This is a genomic window from Amycolatopsis sp. WAC 04182, assembly GCF_003947465.1.
In the GTDB taxonomy this organism is placed as follows: Bacteria; Actinomycetota; Actinomycetes; order Mycobacteriales; family Pseudonocardiaceae; genus Amycolatopsis.
This window is the reverse complement of record NZ_QHJJ01000001.1, coordinates 566,303-581,128: the sequence shown is the minus strand read 5'-3', so window position 1 is coordinate 581,128 and position 14,826 is coordinate 566,303. Positions and strand designations below refer to the sequence as shown.

Here is a 14,826-nt window from a genome sequence, read left to right as displayed (position 1 = left end):
GTGGCAAAAGTGCAGGTGAAAGCCGTTTTATCGGGCGGCCGGGGGTGATTCGTGCGGCATATTGTGATCGCCTAGGCTCTTCGTCCTTGAGGTCGCGCAGGGGAGGAATAGTGACTTCGACGAGGAAAAGAAAAAAACCCGAGGACAGCGTGCGCGGCATCCACAAGCGCAACGGCATCTGGCAGGACGGGCTCGCCAAGGTGATGGGCCCGGAGTTGCTCGAACGCTGGGGTATCGCGGAAGACGCCGAGACGTCACGCGTGCGGGAGATCGTGCTCCTGCGGTTGAACCGGGTGCTGGACCCGTTCCCGAAAGCCGAAATGCCCGTGATCGTCTGGACCGCGTACAACCTCGGTGCGGCTTCGCCCGGAGAGGAAAGCGGCGTCGTCCGGCGGCTCGAAAGATTGGTCGGCGAGGGCGGCGTCGAATGCAGTGTCCGCACCTGCACCCGCCGGTTCAACGACGTTTTCCTGCCTGCCGTCGTGAAGAGCTTGAGCGCGGAACAGAGCCCGATCACCGACGAGGACCTCGGCCGGGCTTCGCGCTGGCTGGCCGCGAACATCCGGCCCGATGCGCCGCGACCGGCCGCGGGTGGACTGTCCACCGCCATCCGGAGGCTGCGGGCGCCGATGGAACCGGTGCTGAAGATGTTCCTCGACGGCCCTGTCCACGGGCCCGCGGACGGTGCCGGGGTACCGCTCGCGGCGAAGCTCGATAACCGAGGCGAGTGGCTGTGCGTCTTCACCGGAGAGGGATTGCTGGCCGCCTATCGCGAGTCCACCGGTGCGGGCTGGCCCCGGATCGGCCGGTGGACGGGCCGTGACGTCGTGCGGACGGCGGCGGGCCGGATCTTCCCGACCGGGATCCTGATCGATCCGAGTCCGGTGCTGGGAGCGGGGGCCGGCGCCACGCTTCCCCTCCCGCCCGGGGAGATCGCCCGGCTCGCCCGTGAGTGCTGACCCGAGACGAGGACACCGGACATGATCGATTTCGAGGCCGTTCCCGACGAGCTGGGCCGGTCGGGCGACCGGCTCCACGACATCACCGAGATGATCACCAGGCAACCGGCGCTGAAGTTCAAGGCCACGGCGAGCGAAGCGGGGGATCCCGTGCTCGTGGCGGCGCTGGAGAGCTTCCAGGAGGCTTCCGCGCACAGTGTCACCGTGCTCGCCGAGGACGTGCGGCGCCTCGGTGACCGGCTGGGCACGGCCGCGCGGGACTACCGGAACGGCGAAGAAGAGGCGATCGAGAAGGTCAAGCTGATCGATGCCGCCGAAAGCCTTACTCGGCGGGCCCTTGCCTTCGACCCCGGAACCGCCGGCACCATCCGGGCCGTTCTCGGCTGAGCGAAGTGGACGGACGATGAAGCCGGAAGACCCGGACGGGCCGGGTGCGCCCTGGACGGCGGGGACGGTCAGCGTGCTCCGAAGCGAGGCGGAACGCTTGCGCGCGGTTTCCCGGTCGTTGGAGGACCAAGCCGTCGAGGTGCGCCAGATCGATCCTCGTGGCTGGTCCGGTCCTGGACACGACGCGTATCTGGGCCGCCGGACGGAGCTGGTCGCCCGGTGCCGGATGGTCGCGGAGGAGCACGGCCGCGCCGCGCGGGCGCTGGACGATTTCGTGGCGGTCCTGGAACAGCTGACCAGGACCGCGCGGGACACTTCGGATCCGTCGCTCATCCGAAGGCTGGCCGCCCAGCGGACCGAGGCCGCGGCACGGGCCGCCGCCACGCTCACCGAAGTGGGCAGGGACCTGGCCGCGTTGAAGACGATGCTCGGTGAGGTCGACCGGCGAGTGGTCCGGGAATCCCGGCCCGCGCCTGCCGGGAAGCCGATTTCACGGCATCCTGACACCACCCGCGGGCAGACTGAACTGGCGCCCGCTCTCCTGCTGACCGATCCGGTCGAATTCGACCGGCGGCTGCAGGGACTCAGTGACGACGTGTGGCGGTTCTGGGCGGAATCCCCGCTTGTCAAGCCGGTGGCGAACAAAGGAAACCCCTGATCTTCGATTTCCGCCGAACAATGCGGGACGGCCAGGTGAAATAGACTTTGCCCGCCGATCCGAATGGCGGAGGAATGGTGGCTTCGGCTAAGGAAACGAAAACATCGCGTAGAGCCAAGGACCGGCTGCACCATGTCCACGCCCGGGCCGGGATCCGGCAGGAGGGGCTGCACCACGCGCTGGGGCCGGAACTGCGGGGCATCTGGGGGATCGCTGAGGACGCCGAACCCGGCAGGGTGCGCGAAATCGTTCTTCTGCGGCTGAACCGTGTTCTCGAACGGTTCGCCGACCCGCTCATGCCCGAGATCGTCTGGACCGCCTACAACCTCGGCGTGGATCCGGTGCACGGCGGGGCGGGCATGGTCGGCCGGATCAGGACCATGGTCGGCCGCGGCCGGGTGCCGGTCTCCGAACGGACCTGCACCCGCCGGTTCTACGACTTCCTGGGGAGCGTCAAGAACAGTCTCGACGGTTTCCAGGAGGACCTCACCGGCGAAGACTTCAGGCTCGCCTCGCGGTGGATCGCCGAGAACGTCCGCCCTGAGCGGGAACAGAGTCCGCGCGACCCGGTCCCCTCGGTCATGCGGATGTTCCTCGACGGCACGGTGTGCGGCCCGGCGGACGAGGCGGGCGCCCCGGTCCCGGCCCGGCTCGGCGCGCACGGCGACTGGCTCTGCGTCTTCACGGACGAGCGGCTGCTGGCCGAGTACCGCGCGGTCACCGGCGCGGGCTGGGGCCGGATCCGGCACCGGACCGGCCGCGAGGTCGTGCTCGCGGCCGCCGGCCGGACCGCGGCGACGGGTGTGCTGGTCAACCCCAGGCCGACGCGAGGCGCCGGGATCCACGCCGCGCTGCCGCTCTCCCCGGAGTCGGTCGCCCGGCTGGCGGTCCGCCGGTAGCGGCTCAGGGAACGGCCGGGGTGCCGCCGTCCCGGATCGGGAGGCCGGCCGAACGCCAGGCCCGGAACCCGCCTTCGAGGTCGGTGGCACCCGGCAGGCCGAGCCGTTGCAGGTCTGCGGCGGCGAGGCTCGACGAGTAGCCCTCGTTGCACACGACGATCACCGTCGAGTCCGGTTTCACCTGCGGCAGCCGCCATTCGCTGTCCGGCGCGAGCCGCCACTCGAGGTGGATCCGCTCGACGACCACCGAGCCGGGGATCTCACCCTCTTCGGCCCGGTTGACGTGCGGGCGGATGTCCACGATCAGGGCGCCGTCCCGTTGCAGCCGCAGTGCCTGCTCGGGCTCCGCCCGGTCCAGTCCGGACCGGGCGGTGGCCAGCAGTGCGTCGATAGCGCTCATCGGCCCAGTATCGGGGCCAGCGAGGGGATCTCGGCGGGAACGTCGGCGAGGGTGGCGTATTCGCGGGTCGCGACCAGCGGCGGCGAATAGGCGTGGACGCTGGCGGCGGGCTCGGTGCCGATGCCGGTCACCTGGTGCGCGCGCCCCGCGCCGAAGCCGATGCCCTCGCCCGCGACGTGGGTGCGGCGCCGGACCGGGCCGCCGGGATAGCGGTACTCCTCGCCGATCTCGCCCTGCAGCACGGTGAACGAACCGGACGCGCCGCCGTGGTCGTGCGGTTTGGTCTGCTGGCCGGGCAGCCACGACAACAGCCACAGTTCGACGCCGTCGGTCAGCGCGAGCCGCGCCCACCATCGGTGATCGGCGTCGAAACGCAGCAGGCCGCGCAGGCCCGAGGTCAGCTCGGTGGTGACCGTGGAGGTCAGCTCGGCCAGTTCGCGAGGCGTCCAGAGCAGACGGTCGGGGTGCAGCAGTTCGGGGAGCAGCGGGTCGGTCAGCTGCGGGTGGATCTCGAAGTCCAGACGGGGCGTGATGGACGTGGTCACGGAGAGGCTCCTCGTGAGGTTCGCGGGCGCGGAAGCAGGGCCGGGCGCGGCGCGACACGGGATGCCGTCGGAAGAGGGAACTCAGCCGTGTCGCGCGGTGGTACACCCGCACGAGGCGACGAGGAGCAGATCGATGGCCCGGCGGCGCCAGAAAGAGCCCCCGATGACGGGGAAGGCGGCGGACACGGACCTGATCACGCCGCCGATGGTGCCACAGGTGCCACTCCAGGGTCGCTTCGTCCCACTTCCTGGACCAGCCGCTTTCCCTCGACCGGCGGCCCGGTGCACACACGCGCGCGAGTGCGGACACAATGGGCGCGTGAGCGAGCCGATCCAGCCCAGCGAACTTGACGACCTCGTGGTGAGGATGACCGGTGTCGGGGTCCGCCGAACAGGCAACGACCTCCTCGCCGACCTCGATTGGACCGTGGAACTGGACGAGCGCTGGGTGGTGCTCGGCCCGAACGGCGCGGGCAAGACCACGCTGCTCCGGCTGGCCGCGGCCGAGCTCCACCCGACCACCGGAACGGTCGACCTGCTCGGCGACCGGATCGGCAAGGTCAACATCTTCGAGCTGCGCCCGCGGATCGGGTTCACCTCGGCCGCGATCGCCCAGCGTGTGCCGGGCGAGGAGCGCGTCGTCGACGTCGTGGTGAGCGCCGGTTACGCCGTCGTCGGCCGCTGGCGTGAGGAATACGACAGCCTCGACACCGACCGCGCCCTGGAGCTCCTGGGCGCTCTCGGCATCGCGCACCTGGCCGACCGCACCTTCGGCACGCTGTCGGAGGGCGAGCGCAAGCGGACCCTGATCGCGCGTTCGCTGATGACCGATCCGGAGATGCTGCTGCTCGACGAGCCCGCCGCCGGTCTCGACCTCGGCGGCCGCGAGGACCTCGTCGCCCGCCTTTCGGAGCTGGCCCTCGACCCCGAGGCCCCGGCCATGGTGCTCGTCACCCACCACGTGGAAGAAATCCCGCCGGGATTCACCCACGCGCTGCTGCTGCGCGACGGCCGCGCGGTCGCCTCCGGACTCGTGGACGACGTCGTGACCAGCGACAACCTGTCCAAGACGTTCGATCAGGACCTTCTGCTCGAACGGTCCGGTGATCGCTTCTTCGCCCGTCGCCGCTGACGGGTCGTACTGACCGGTAGCCTGCACTCTGTCTTGGACGGTTAAGGAGGACGGCGTGGGAGAGTTCGTAAGTCTCGAGGTCGAAGGCGGGGTCGGCACGATCCGGCTGGACCGCCCGCCGGTCAACGCGCTGAACAACCAGGTGCAGGCCGAGCTGGCCGAAGCGGCCCGTGAGGCCTCCGAGCGCGACGACGTGCGCGCCGTGATCCTCTACGGCGGCGAGAAGACCTTCGCGGGTGGCGCGGACATCAAGGAGATGGCCGAGCGCACCTACCCGGAGATCGCGAAGTTCGGCGCGGCGCTGACGGCGTCGCTGGCCACCATCGCGAACATCCCGAAGCCGGTCGTCGCGGCCATCACCGGCTACGCGCTGGGCGGCGGACTCGAACTCGCGCTGACCGCCGACCGCCGCATCGCCGGCGACAACGTCAAGGTCGGCCAGCCGGAGATCCAGCTCGGCGTCATCCCCGGCGCCGGCGGCACGCAGCGCCTGGCGCGGCTCATCGGTCCGAGCAAGACCAAGGACCTCGTGTTCACCGGCCGCTTCGTGAAGGCCGAAGAGGCCCTCGCGCTGGGCATCCTCGACGAGGTCGTGGCGCCGGACGACGTCTACGCCGCCGCGCACAAGTGGGCCTCGCAGTTCGCGAACGGCCCGGCCGTGGCGCTGCGCGCCGCGAAGGCCGCGATCGACGGCGGTCTCGACACCGACCTCGCGAGCGGCCTCAAGCTCGAATCCCACCTCTTCGCCGCGCTCTGGGCGACCGAGGACCAGCGCAACGGCATGAAGTCGTTCATCGAAAACGGCCCTGGCAAGGCCACCTTCGAGGGGAAGTAAGCGCGATGACGCAGGTGAACGATCCGGCGCCGAATCCGCACGCCACCGCCGAAGAGGTCAAGGCCGCCTTCGACGACCCCAAGCTCGCCAACGTGCTCTACCACGACTGGGAAGCCGGGACCTACGACGAGAAGTGGTCCATTTCCTACGACGAGCGCTGCATCTCCTACGCGACGGACGTGTTCAACGCCGTCGCCGGTGAAGACGGCCAGCCGTACCCGACCGCGATGGAACTGGGCAGCGGCACCGGTTTCTTCCTGCTGAACCTCATGCAGGGCGGCGTGATCAAGAAGGGTTCGGTCACCGACCTTTCGCCCGGCATGGTGCAGGTCGCGCTGCGCAACGCCGAGAACCTCGGCCTCGACGTCGACGGCCGGGTCGCCGACGCGGAGCGGATCCCGTACGAGGACAACAGTTTCGACCTCGTCGTCGGGCACGCCGTGCTGCACCACATCCCGGACGTCCGCGCGGCGTTCGCCGAGGTGCTGCGTGTGCTGAAGCCGGGCGGGCGGTTCGTCTTCGCGGGCGAGCCCACCAAGGTCGGCGACTTCTACGCGCGCAAGCTCGGCCAGATCACGTGGTACCTCACCACCAACCTGACCAAGCTCCCGGTGCTGAACGGCTGGCGCCGTCCGCAGGAGGAACTCGACGAGTCCTCCCGCGCGGCCGCGCTGGAGGCCGTGGTCGACATCCACACCTTCGACCCGTCCGAGCTCGAGTCGATGGCCCGCGGCGCGGGCGCGCAGGACGTCCGCGCGGTCACCGAGGAGTTCGCCGCCGCTCTGGCGGGCTGGCCGATCCGGACCTTCGAAGCCGCCGTGCCGCAGGAGAAGCTGACCCTGCGGTGGCGTCTGTTCGCGTACCGGCTGTGGCTGCGGCTGTCCGCTTTGGACAAGAAGCTGCTCGCCAAGGTGCTGCCGCGCGAACTGTTCTACAACGTGATGATCACCGGTACCAAGCGATCGTAGGTTGCCGTACCAGTTCACCCTCGACGACGTCGCCTTCCTGCGCTCCGGCGCGGGAAGCGCGGCGCTCGCCGAATGCTCGTCCCTGCCGCTGACCGACAAGACGCGCATCGCCGACGTCGCCGCCGTGCGCCGGATCGCCCCGGACCACGCCGCCGCGGTACTGGAAACGGTGGTGCTGCGGCGGAAGTCGTCGGCCAAACTGGACTCCGCGGGCTCGTGGCTGTTCACCGGCGACGCCCTTCAGCAGGCCAGCGCCACGCTGGTCGCCCGGCATCGGGCTTCGCGGCTCGCCGGTCGCGACGTCCACGACGTGACGTGTTCCGTCGGCGCGGATCTGGTCGAGATCGCCCGCGTCGCCTCGAAGGCGCTGGGCTCGGATCTGGATGAGGTCCGGCTGGCGATGGCGCGCCACAACGCCGCCGAGGCCGGGGTTTCGCCGGCGTTGCTCAGGGCCGACGCCTTGCGGCCGGTCAGCCGTGCTTCGGTCGTCGTCGCCGACCCCGCTCGCCGTGACTCCGCCGGACGCCGGGCGTGGAAACCCGCCGATTTCCTGCCGCCGCTGGACGGACTGGTCGATGCCCATCCGGGACGCGAGCTTTCGGTCAAATGCGCGCCGGGTCTCGACTTCTCCATCGCGCCCTGGGCGGACGAGGTCGAACTGGTCTCTTTGGACGGTCAGGTCCGCGAGGCCTGCCTGTGGCGCGGCGTGGGCTCGACGGTGTCACGCCGCGCGACGGTGCTGCGTTCGGACGGTACACAGTGGACGGTCACCGACGCCGATCCCGACGAGATCCCCGCGCGTGAGCCGGGAGAATGGATCGTCGACCCCGACGGCGCCGTCGTCCGGGCCGGGCTCGTGCGGCATTACGCGGCGCGGCACGGTTTGTGGCAGCTCGACGAGCGCATCGCGTACCTGACCGGGGACACCCCGCCGCCGGGAATCCGGGCGTTCCGGGTGTTCGAACACGGACCGTACAGCGAGAAGAATCTTCGTGTACTGCTGAAAAAACACGATATCGGTCGATTGGAGATCCTCGTCCGAGGTCTCGACATAGACCCGGATGCCTTGCGGCGCAAGCTGAAACCGCGCGGTGGCGAAGAAGCTACTTTGGTACTGACCAGAATCGGTCGTTCTGGAGTAGCGTTCCTTTGCCGCGCACAGCTGACGTGAGGAGAATTCGATGAGCCGGTTCACCGGTCTGCTGAAACTGGCCGCCGCCGCGGCCGCCGGGGCCGTTCTCGCGGGCGGTGCCACCGCCGTCGCGAACACCGGCGACACCACCGGGCGGCACGGCCACGAGCCCGCGAACATCGGCCAGATCAAGCTCGACGTGAAGGCCTACTACGGCGATGTCGTCGACGGCGACGGCAAGCACCGGTACTCCGACGGCAGCCGGTTCGTCGCCGACACCCGGCGCCAGGTCGAGGACGCCAGGCGCTACCTCACGCGGCGGCTGGACCGCGGCGTCGAGAACCCCGCCGTCGTGTTCGACGTCGACGACACCGCCGAGGTCACCTACGGCTGGGAAGCGGACAACGACTTCGGCTTCGACCCGGTGAAACAGCAGGAAGCGATCGACAAGGGCACGTTCGTCGCGAACAAGCCGGTGCTGGAACTGGCGAACTGGGCGGCGCAGCGCGGCGTGAAGATCTACTTCCTCACCGGGCGCAACGAATTCCAGGGCCCGCAGTCGCTCAAGAACCTCGCGAACGAGGGCTACCCGGCGCCGGCGGGGGCGTTCTTCAAACCGAAGACCACCGCGCCGGACTACCTGCCGTGCGGGCTGACCTGCACCACCGTTCAGTACAAATCGGGCACCCGGAAGCATATCGCCTCGACCGGCGCGACCATCCTCGCCAACTTCGGCGACCAGTTCAGCGACCTCGAAGGCGGTTACGCCGAGTTCCCGGTCAAACTGCCGAACCCGATGTACTACCTGCCCTGAGGGGAATATCCGCGCGGGCGGCGTCGCTGTGCCCGGTATGTCTGACAAGAAGGTGTTGAAGCCCAGCGCGGCCCACCCGATCACGGTGGAGCCGAACAAGGCGCGCGTGGTCGTCACGGTCGGCGGGAAGGTCGTGGCGGACAGCGCGAACACGCTCACCCTGCGGGAGGCGAACTACCCGCCCGCGCACTACATCCCGCGTGCCGACGTCGACTTCGGCCTTCTGGAGCGGACGGACCACTCGACGTACTGCCCGTTCAAGGGCGACGCGTCGTACTACAGCATCCGCATCGGTGACGGCGTCGCCGAGAACGCCGTCTGGACCTACGAGGCACCGCACGACGCGGTCGCCGAGATCAAGGACCACGTGGCGTTCTACCCCACGAAGGTCGACGCGATCGAAGAGCGCTGACCTTCACGGCAGCTGGTTGATCCGGTCCCCGTCGGCCGCGAGGGACGTGTCGGATTCGATCCGCCACACCTCCAGCCCCGGCGCCTTGACCAGGGCGTCGACAAGGGCCTCCTCGCCCGCGACGAGGGTCGAATCGAAGTCGACTTCGGTGGCGACGCACCACGCGCGGTCGTCCGGCCAGAACAGGTTGGGCGACTGCGCCTCGAACCAGTTCGGCCGGGGCCGCCAGCCGAGTTCCGTCGCGGACGTCAGCGGTCCGCGGAAGAGCAGGTAATCCCGGCCGGGGTGGCGCAGGCGCGGCGCGTCGAGGTGTTCGCGGGACAACGTCGCCTCGTCGGCCCAGCCGTAGCCGTCCCAAAGGCCGAACCAGGCGTCCGAAGCGGACGTGTGATCGCCGAGAACGGCCAGCAGCGCCGTGAGACTGTGCGACGGCAGCGTGCCGCGTCCCGGCGGGGAGCCGCGCCAGAGCGAGCCGGTGAGATTCACCGGATCCGGGGAGCCGACCAGCGCGTGCCATTGCATGGCGCCATGGGCACGCCGTCCCGTTTCGGCGGCGGCTTCGCCCCAACTCGCCCAGCCGCCGCGGTCGCGCTCCGCAGGGTGGCAGAGGCGCGCATAGGCGGCGTAGCCACGCGGAACCGTGCGGCCTGCCGCGCCGAACGCCCCGCCGAGCCTGGGGGAGATCCACTCGGCGGGGGATGGGTCGAGCACCGGTCGCAGCACGGCGGCAAGTCTTCAGCAAGATCAGGTGAAGCGCATCTTGTCGGTGGGCGGGGGCATACTGCCGGACGTGGGTGTTCCGCTGCGTCGTCGTTCGGGCCGTTCGGTGTACCGCGAAAGCACGCCGGTCGCGGCCGTGGCCGGCGTGGTCGAGAGCGCCTGGACGGGCGTGGTGGGCTGCCGCCGTCCGCTGCGGGTGTTCCCGGACGGCTGTGTGGACCTCGTCTGGGACGGGGCGGTGCTCGCCGCGGTCACCACGGTGCGCGGGGTGCTGCGGCACGAGTTGCCGTCGGCGGAGTGGACCGTCGGGTTGCGCCTGCGGTGCGGTGCCGGCGGCGCGGTGCTGGGTCTGCCGATGACGGAGCTGCGAGCGGGTGCCACACCCTTGCGCGACCTGTGGGCCGCGGGGGCTCGCCGTGCGGAAGCCAGGCTGGCTGAATGCGGAGCGCCCGGCGAGGCGCGAAAAGTGCTGGAAACGCTGGTCGCCGAAAGGCTCCGGGACGTCGAGGTGGACGGGCTGTCTCTCGCGGCCGCTCGCGCCCTGCGTGCGCCCGGTGCTCGTACCGACCGGGTGGCCGCGGAACTGGGGGTCAGTGAGCGCGGCCTTCGGCGGCATATGCGGCACGACGTCGGCGTCGGCCCCAAGGAGTTGCAGCGGGTGCTGCGGTTCCACCGGTTCCTCGAGCGCGTCGAGGCCGTGGCACGGGATCAGGCGTCGCTCGCCGACATCGCCGCCGACGTGGGCTACGCCGATCAGTCGCATCTCGGACGGGAGTGCCGCCGGCTGTCGGGCACTTCGCCCGGCGCGCTCGTGCGGTCCTGGACTGGCCGAAACGTTCCAGACCGAGGCGGTCCGCCCAGGTGAAGATCGGGAGGTGCCCGAACCCTTCCGTGTCACCATCGACATCCGCACCGACGATCTCGACATCAACGGTCACGTACGCGGCCCCGCCTACCTGGCGTACGCCGATCACGCGCGCTGGGAGTGCGTGTGGGCGGCCGGGGTGGACCCGTTGGACCTCAAGGCCGGGAACCTCGGCCCGATCAACCTCGAAACGACGATCCGGTTCCGCCGGGAACTGCGTGCCCGCGCGCGGATCGACGTCCTGACCAGGTTCACCTGGGAGCCGGGCAAAGTGTCCCGGGTCGTCCAGGAATTCGTGGCACCGGACGGCGCCGTCGTGGCCGAGGTGGAGAGCCTTTCCGGGCTGCTGGATCTCGAAAGCCGCCGCCTCGTCCCGGATCCGGGACGGTACTGGCGGAAACACGCCTCACGGCCGGAAATCCTCGGCTTGCCGTGACCTGGTCGACTTTTCGTAGAGGCTGGTGGGCCATTTCACCTCGGGCGGGTCAGCCACGTGCTCGAAACCCCTGTGCTCGTAGTACCCGCGCAAGGCCGGGTTGTCCCTCGTGGTCGCCACCCGGACGAAGGCCTTGTCGTGAACAGCGGCCTTCGCGCCGACCCAGTCGATGATCCTGGTCCCGAGCCCGGCTCCGGCCGCTTCCCGCGCCACCGCGAGGCGGCCCAGATAGTAGGCCGGTTCCGTGGTTTCGCCCCAGAGTTCGGGATCCGCCTCGGTCACCACGCAGGTCGCGATGGCCTTGCCGTGCCCGACGACCAGCAACGCCTCGCCCGCCCGGATCTGGTGGTGTACCGACTCGCGGGGAAAGCGTTGCGGCCACTGGTGGATTCCGCGCCCGGCGAGCCAGGCGGCGGCCTCGGCGAGGAGGTCGAGGACGGTGTCTTCCTCGCCCGGCCGGGCCGGACGAACGGTGAGCTCCGGGGTGAGCGGCTCGGGGCCGGTGAGGATCGGCATGGCTCGATGATGCCCGCGCGGTGGTTGGATGTCCGGCGTGGTCGACGAGAACCTGGTACGGAAGCTGCTCGCGGCACAGTTCCCTCGGTGGGCCGGGCGGACGGTCGAACGGTGGCCGTCCGGCGGCACGGTCAACGCCATGTTCCGGTTGGGCGACGACCTGGTCGTACGACTGCCGCTGACCAAGGGCGGCGCGAAGGACGTGACGCTGGAGCAGGAGTGGTTGCCGCGGATCGTGTCACGGCTGCCCACGCCGATCCCCGAGGTGCTCGGCGCCGGGCTACCCGCCGACGGTTATCCGTGGCCATGGTCGGTCTATCGCTGGCTGCCGGGCGACAACCCGCGGCCGGACGCACTCGGCCGCCCCGTACCGCTGGCCGAAGACCTGGCCGGGTTCGTGCTCGCGATGCGGCGTATTCCCACGAAACAGGCACCGAAAGCACACCGCGGCGGGCCGCTCAAGACGCTGGACGCGGAGACGCGGTCGGCGATCGAACAACTGCGCGCGATCCCTGAGGAGAACGTCGACTGCGACGCCGTCCTCGCTGTCTGGGAGAACGCGCTGGGGATGCCCGAGCCGTCGGCGGCACCGGTGTGGCTGCACGCGGACCTGATGCCGGGCAACCTCCTGCTGGACGGTGACCGGCTCTCCGCGGTGATCGATTTCGGCTGCATGGGCGCGGGCGATCCGGCCTGCGACCTGTTCCCGGCGTGGAACCTCCTACCCTCTTCCGGGAGGGAAGTCTTCCGAGAGGCACTGAGCGTCGATGACGCGACCTGGAACCGCGGCCGCGCGCGGACACTCTCGCAGGCACTGATCGCGCTGCCGTACTACCGGAAGACCAACGAGTCGATGGCGGGAAACGCACGGCACGTGATCCAGGCGGTGCTGGACGAAATGAGTTGATCACCGGTTTACGGTGCGAGTATGACGAGCACGCTCCGGCTGGCCGAGGTCACCTCCGCCAACTTCGACGCCGCTATCGAACTGAAGGTCCAACCGGAGCAAAGCCATTTGGTCGCGCCGGTGGTGAAATCCCTCGCCGAGGCCTACGTGCACCCTGGTATCGCTTGGCCCCGCCTCATCTTCGACGGTGACCGGCTGGTCGGGTTCCTCATGGCCTTCCTGGACATCGACTTCGCCGGCGACGGCACGGGTACGGACATCCGCTCGGGCCTCTGGCGGCTCAACATCGCCGCAGGCGAGCAGGGCCGGGGCTACGGCCGTTTCGCGGTCGACGCCGTGGCCGCCGAGATCCGCCGCCGGGGCGGTGACCGCCTCACCGCTTCCTGGCACCCCGGCGACGATGGCCCCGAGCGCTTCTACCTGAAGCTCGGGTTCCGGTTGACCGGGGAGATGAGCGGGGACCAGGTGGTCGGGGAGTTGGCGTTGGACTAGGGGTTCCTCCTCCGTGGCTCGTTCGGGTAGGTGAGGTGAAGGGGACTTTCGTCGCATCGGATGCGGGGAAAGTCCCCTTCACACCGGCTTTTGGTGGTGGGGGCGTTCGGCTTGGGCGGCGGACAAACGGGGCCAACCGCATCTCTTGGTCTAGGGCCGGATTGATGCTCTGCGCACGCTTATGCCTGAAGAGAAGGAGGGCATGCGAAGTGCCCAATCGGTTACTTTGGCTCGGCATTGTGTCTCTTGTGGACAGTTGAGCCGGCCTATGTCCTGAGGTGCATGGTGTTCCGCCTTGGTGTCCCGGTGGAGTCGAGGTAGGCAGGCGGGGTGAACTCCGGGAGTCCGTCTTGGGCGATCCGGACTTTCCATTCGCTGTGGTGGATCAGCCGGTGATGCCGGGTACATAACAGCACGAGGTTGTCGATCTTCGTTTCGCCGTGGTGTCGCCAGAAAACAATGTGATGGGCGGTGCAGCGCGGGACCGGCATGTCGCAGCCCGGGAACGCGCAGCCGCCATCTCGCAGGGTGAGTGCGTACTTCTGGGCCAGCGATACGGTCCGCTTCGACCGCCCGATGTCGAGGGGTTCGCCTGCGGTGCCGAGGACTCCGGGTCGGACGCGGGCGTCGCAGGCCAGGATGCGGGCGTCGGTGGCGCTGATCGGCCCCACCAAATCCAAGTGCGCCTCGCCGAGATCGCTGATCAGGTCGTCGTAGGACATGGTGACCAGGATGTGCGTCGCCTCGCCCGCCTGACCGGGAAGATTCCGGCTAGTGGTCTTCAACCGCACGTAGTCGGTGAAGGCATCCCCGTAGCGTTCGTCCTGGGTACGGGAGTCTCGGACGCCGTCGATGGCCTTGTGCGGTTTGGCCATCGGGTCGAGGTCGGACTTCAGGCGGGCGTAGGTTTCCAGGTCGAGTCTGGCTTTGAGGCCGAGCGAGCCGTCGCGGTGCTTGACGAACCGCAGTTCCGGGCGGGTGTCTTTGGGGTCTTCGTTGCGGGGTTCTCTGCCATCGGGGTCGAGTTCGTCCAGCAGGCGGCGTCCGGCGCGGGCGATCTGCCGCGGCCCCGCGCGACGAGCCAGTTCGACCAGGATCTTCTCCCCGGCCCGCACGTCTTCCTCGGGAACGGTGGAGGGGATGCGCGCGAGAGTCTTGATGATGGCGTCGATCTGCGAACCCCCGATCGCGCCCTCCGCCGCAGCCTCGGCCGTGAGAGGTGCAAGAGGCGGCTCGGGGTCTCCACCGATAGCCGGGCCGGGGTGCAGTGCCAGCACCCGGTCGGCACGATCACTGGCTTCCTTGTCCGTCACCAGGAAGTCCTCGAGAATCAGCCCGGTCAACGTCGAATGACCGCTGCAGCCACGAATCCCGCGGGAATTGATTTCCGCCAGGATCACGTTCTGTTCCGCATCCGCCTGGCGCTTCACAACTTCCAGTTCTTGTTTACGGGCGTGCAGCGTCGCGGTGTCGACGCGCCACCACTGGGTGGACGTCTCTGGAGGTGCATCGTCGCTGGCCACAACCTCAAAGCTACCTCTAATCGAACACCTGCGCTAGTCCAAACGGCCCAATGGGGGAAATTGCTCAAATGAGAAACGAAGGAGTCTTAAAGCAGCGAAGCGCCTTAAGGCGCGAAGGGGGATAAGGCTGCGAAGTGCCTTTCGGTTAAGCGAAAGAGGCAAGGTAGGTGCGCATCGGCCCGGTCCCGTGCTAACGTCGTCTTCGAGCCCCGTATGGGCCTACGCA

19 protein-coding genes are annotated in these 14,826 nt (G+C 69.1%); 14 read left to right on the top strand and 5 right to left on the bottom strand.

The genetic code is table 11. From position 1 onward, the window contains the following. Positions 1-149 precede the first annotated feature (149 nt). The 4 genes from DMH01_RS02815 to DMH01_RS02800 all read left to right on the top strand — a co-directional run bounded on the left by DMH01_RS02815 (position 150) and on the right by DMH01_RS02800 (position 2,903). On the top strand, positions 150-959 hold the full coding sequence (locus DMH01_RS02815; RefSeq protein ID WP_233621381.1) for a hypothetical protein: 810 nt from the start codon (positions 150-152) through the stop codon (positions 957-959). Between the two features lie 21 nt (positions 960-980). Beyond that, on the top strand, positions 981-1,346 hold the full coding sequence (locus tag DMH01_RS02810) for a hypothetical protein (RefSeq protein ID WP_125673550.1): 366 nt from the start codon (positions 981-983) through the stop codon (positions 1,344-1,346). Positions 1,347-1,362: 16 nt separating this feature from the next. Beyond that, positions 1,363-2,004, top strand: coding sequence for a hypothetical protein (locus DMH01_RS02805; RefSeq protein WP_125673549.1), 642 nt, complete (start codon positions 1,363-1,365; stop codon positions 2,002-2,004). A gap of 74 nt (positions 2,005-2,078) precedes the next feature. Further along, positions 2,079-2,903, top strand: a complete 825-nt coding sequence (locus DMH01_RS02800; RefSeq protein ID WP_125673548.1) for a hypothetical protein — start codon at positions 2,079-2,081, stop codon at positions 2,901-2,903. 4 nt (positions 2,904-2,907) lie between these two features. On the opposite strand, the gene DMH01_RS02795 is transcribed toward DMH01_RS02800, so the two are convergent. Together DMH01_RS02795 and DMH01_RS02790 are read right to left on the bottom strand one after the other, a co-directional pair. Beyond that, positions 2,908-3,303, bottom strand: a complete 396-nt coding sequence (locus DMH01_RS02795) for a rhodanese-like domain-containing protein (RefSeq protein WP_125673547.1) — start codon at positions 3,301-3,303, stop codon at positions 2,908-2,910. Then, the gene (locus tag DMH01_RS02790) at positions 3,300-3,848 is read right to left on the bottom strand and encodes a cysteine dioxygenase family protein (RefSeq protein WP_125673546.1); all 549 of its coding nucleotides are present in this window, start codon (positions 3,846-3,848) and stop codon (positions 3,300-3,302) included. The genes DMH01_RS02795 and DMH01_RS02790 overlap by 4 nt, the downstream gene beginning before the upstream one ends. Positions 3,849-4,167: 319 nt before the next feature. On the opposite strand from DMH01_RS02790, the gene DMH01_RS02785 reads away from it, so the two are divergent. From DMH01_RS02785 to DMH01_RS02760, 6 genes are read left to right on the top strand one after another with little or no spacing between them, the layout of a single operon-like run. Further along, positions 4,168-4,980: an ABC transporter ATP-binding protein gene (locus DMH01_RS02785; protein ID WP_125673545.1), complete on the top strand. Its 813-nt coding sequence runs from the start codon at positions 4,168-4,170 to the stop codon at positions 4,978-4,980. 55 nt (positions 4,981-5,035) lie between these two features. Continuing rightward, positions 5,036-5,815: an enoyl-CoA hydratase/isomerase family protein gene (locus DMH01_RS02780; protein WP_005167845.1), complete on the top strand. Its 780-nt coding sequence runs from the start codon at positions 5,036-5,038 to the stop codon at positions 5,813-5,815. 5 nt (positions 5,816-5,820) lie between these two features. Then, a complete protein-coding gene (locus DMH01_RS02775) occupies positions 5,821-6,783 on the top strand; it encodes a class I SAM-dependent methyltransferase (protein WP_125673544.1) in 963 nt (320 codons plus the stop codon). Position 6,784: 1 nt separating this feature from the next. Next, complete coding sequence (locus tag DMH01_RS02770; RefSeq protein WP_125673543.1) at positions 6,785-7,954, top strand: class I SAM-dependent methyltransferase; 1,170 nt, start codon at positions 6,785-6,787, stop codon at positions 7,952-7,954. A 10-nt stretch (positions 7,955-7,964) separates the two neighbouring features. Then, positions 7,965-8,729, top strand: coding sequence for an HAD family acid phosphatase (locus DMH01_RS02765; protein WP_125673542.1), 765 nt, complete (start codon positions 7,965-7,967; stop codon positions 8,727-8,729). A gap of 37 nt (positions 8,730-8,766) precedes the next feature. Continuing rightward, positions 8,767-9,141 carry a DUF427 domain-containing protein gene (locus DMH01_RS02760; RefSeq protein ID WP_125673541.1) on the top strand — a complete coding sequence of 125 codons (375 nt, stop codon included), beginning with the start codon at positions 8,767-8,769 and terminating at the stop codon, positions 9,139-9,141. A gap of 3 nt (positions 9,142-9,144) precedes the next feature. Here DMH01_RS02760 and DMH01_RS02755 read toward each other — a convergent pair whose 3' ends face one another. Then, a complete protein-coding gene (locus DMH01_RS02755) occupies positions 9,145-9,864 on the bottom strand; it encodes a hypothetical protein (protein WP_125673540.1) in 720 nt (239 codons plus the stop codon). A 67-nt stretch (positions 9,865-9,931) separates the two neighbouring features. On the opposite strand from DMH01_RS02755, the gene DMH01_RS02750 reads away from it, so the two are divergent. Then, complete coding sequence (locus tag DMH01_RS02750) at positions 9,932-10,726, top strand: helix-turn-helix domain-containing protein (RefSeq protein WP_125673539.1); 795 nt, start codon at positions 9,932-9,934, stop codon at positions 10,724-10,726. Between the two features lie 10 nt (positions 10,727-10,736). After that, positions 10,737-11,162, top strand: coding sequence for a thioesterase family protein (locus DMH01_RS02745; protein WP_125673538.1), 426 nt, complete (start codon positions 10,737-10,739; stop codon positions 11,160-11,162). Here DMH01_RS02745 and DMH01_RS02740 read toward each other — a convergent pair. Beyond that, the gene (locus tag DMH01_RS02740) at positions 11,133-11,678 is read right to left on the bottom strand and encodes an N-acetyltransferase (RefSeq protein WP_125673537.1); all 546 of its coding nucleotides are present in this window, start codon (positions 11,676-11,678) and stop codon (positions 11,133-11,135) included. The two genes, DMH01_RS02745 and DMH01_RS02740, sit on opposite strands and share 30 nt — an antisense overlap. Positions 11,679-11,706: 28 nt before the next feature. Here DMH01_RS02740 and DMH01_RS02735 point away from each other — a divergent pair, with 28 nt between their 5' ends. Further along, positions 11,707-12,585: an aminoglycoside phosphotransferase family protein gene (locus DMH01_RS02735; protein ID WP_125673536.1), complete on the top strand. Its 879-nt coding sequence runs from the start codon at positions 11,707-11,709 to the stop codon at positions 12,583-12,585. A gap of 21 nt (positions 12,586-12,606) precedes the next feature. Continuing rightward, a complete protein-coding gene (locus DMH01_RS02730; RefSeq protein ID WP_125673535.1) occupies positions 12,607-13,077 on the top strand; it encodes a GNAT family N-acetyltransferase in 471 nt (156 codons plus the stop codon). 266 nt (positions 13,078-13,343) lie between these two features. Here the strand turns inward: DMH01_RS02730 and DMH01_RS02725 are convergent, their stop codons facing one another. Further along, positions 13,344-14,600: an HNH endonuclease signature motif containing protein gene (locus DMH01_RS02725; protein WP_125673534.1), complete on the bottom strand. Its 1,257-nt coding sequence runs from the start codon at positions 14,598-14,600 to the stop codon at positions 13,344-13,346. Positions 14,601-14,826: the final 226 nt, after the last annotated feature.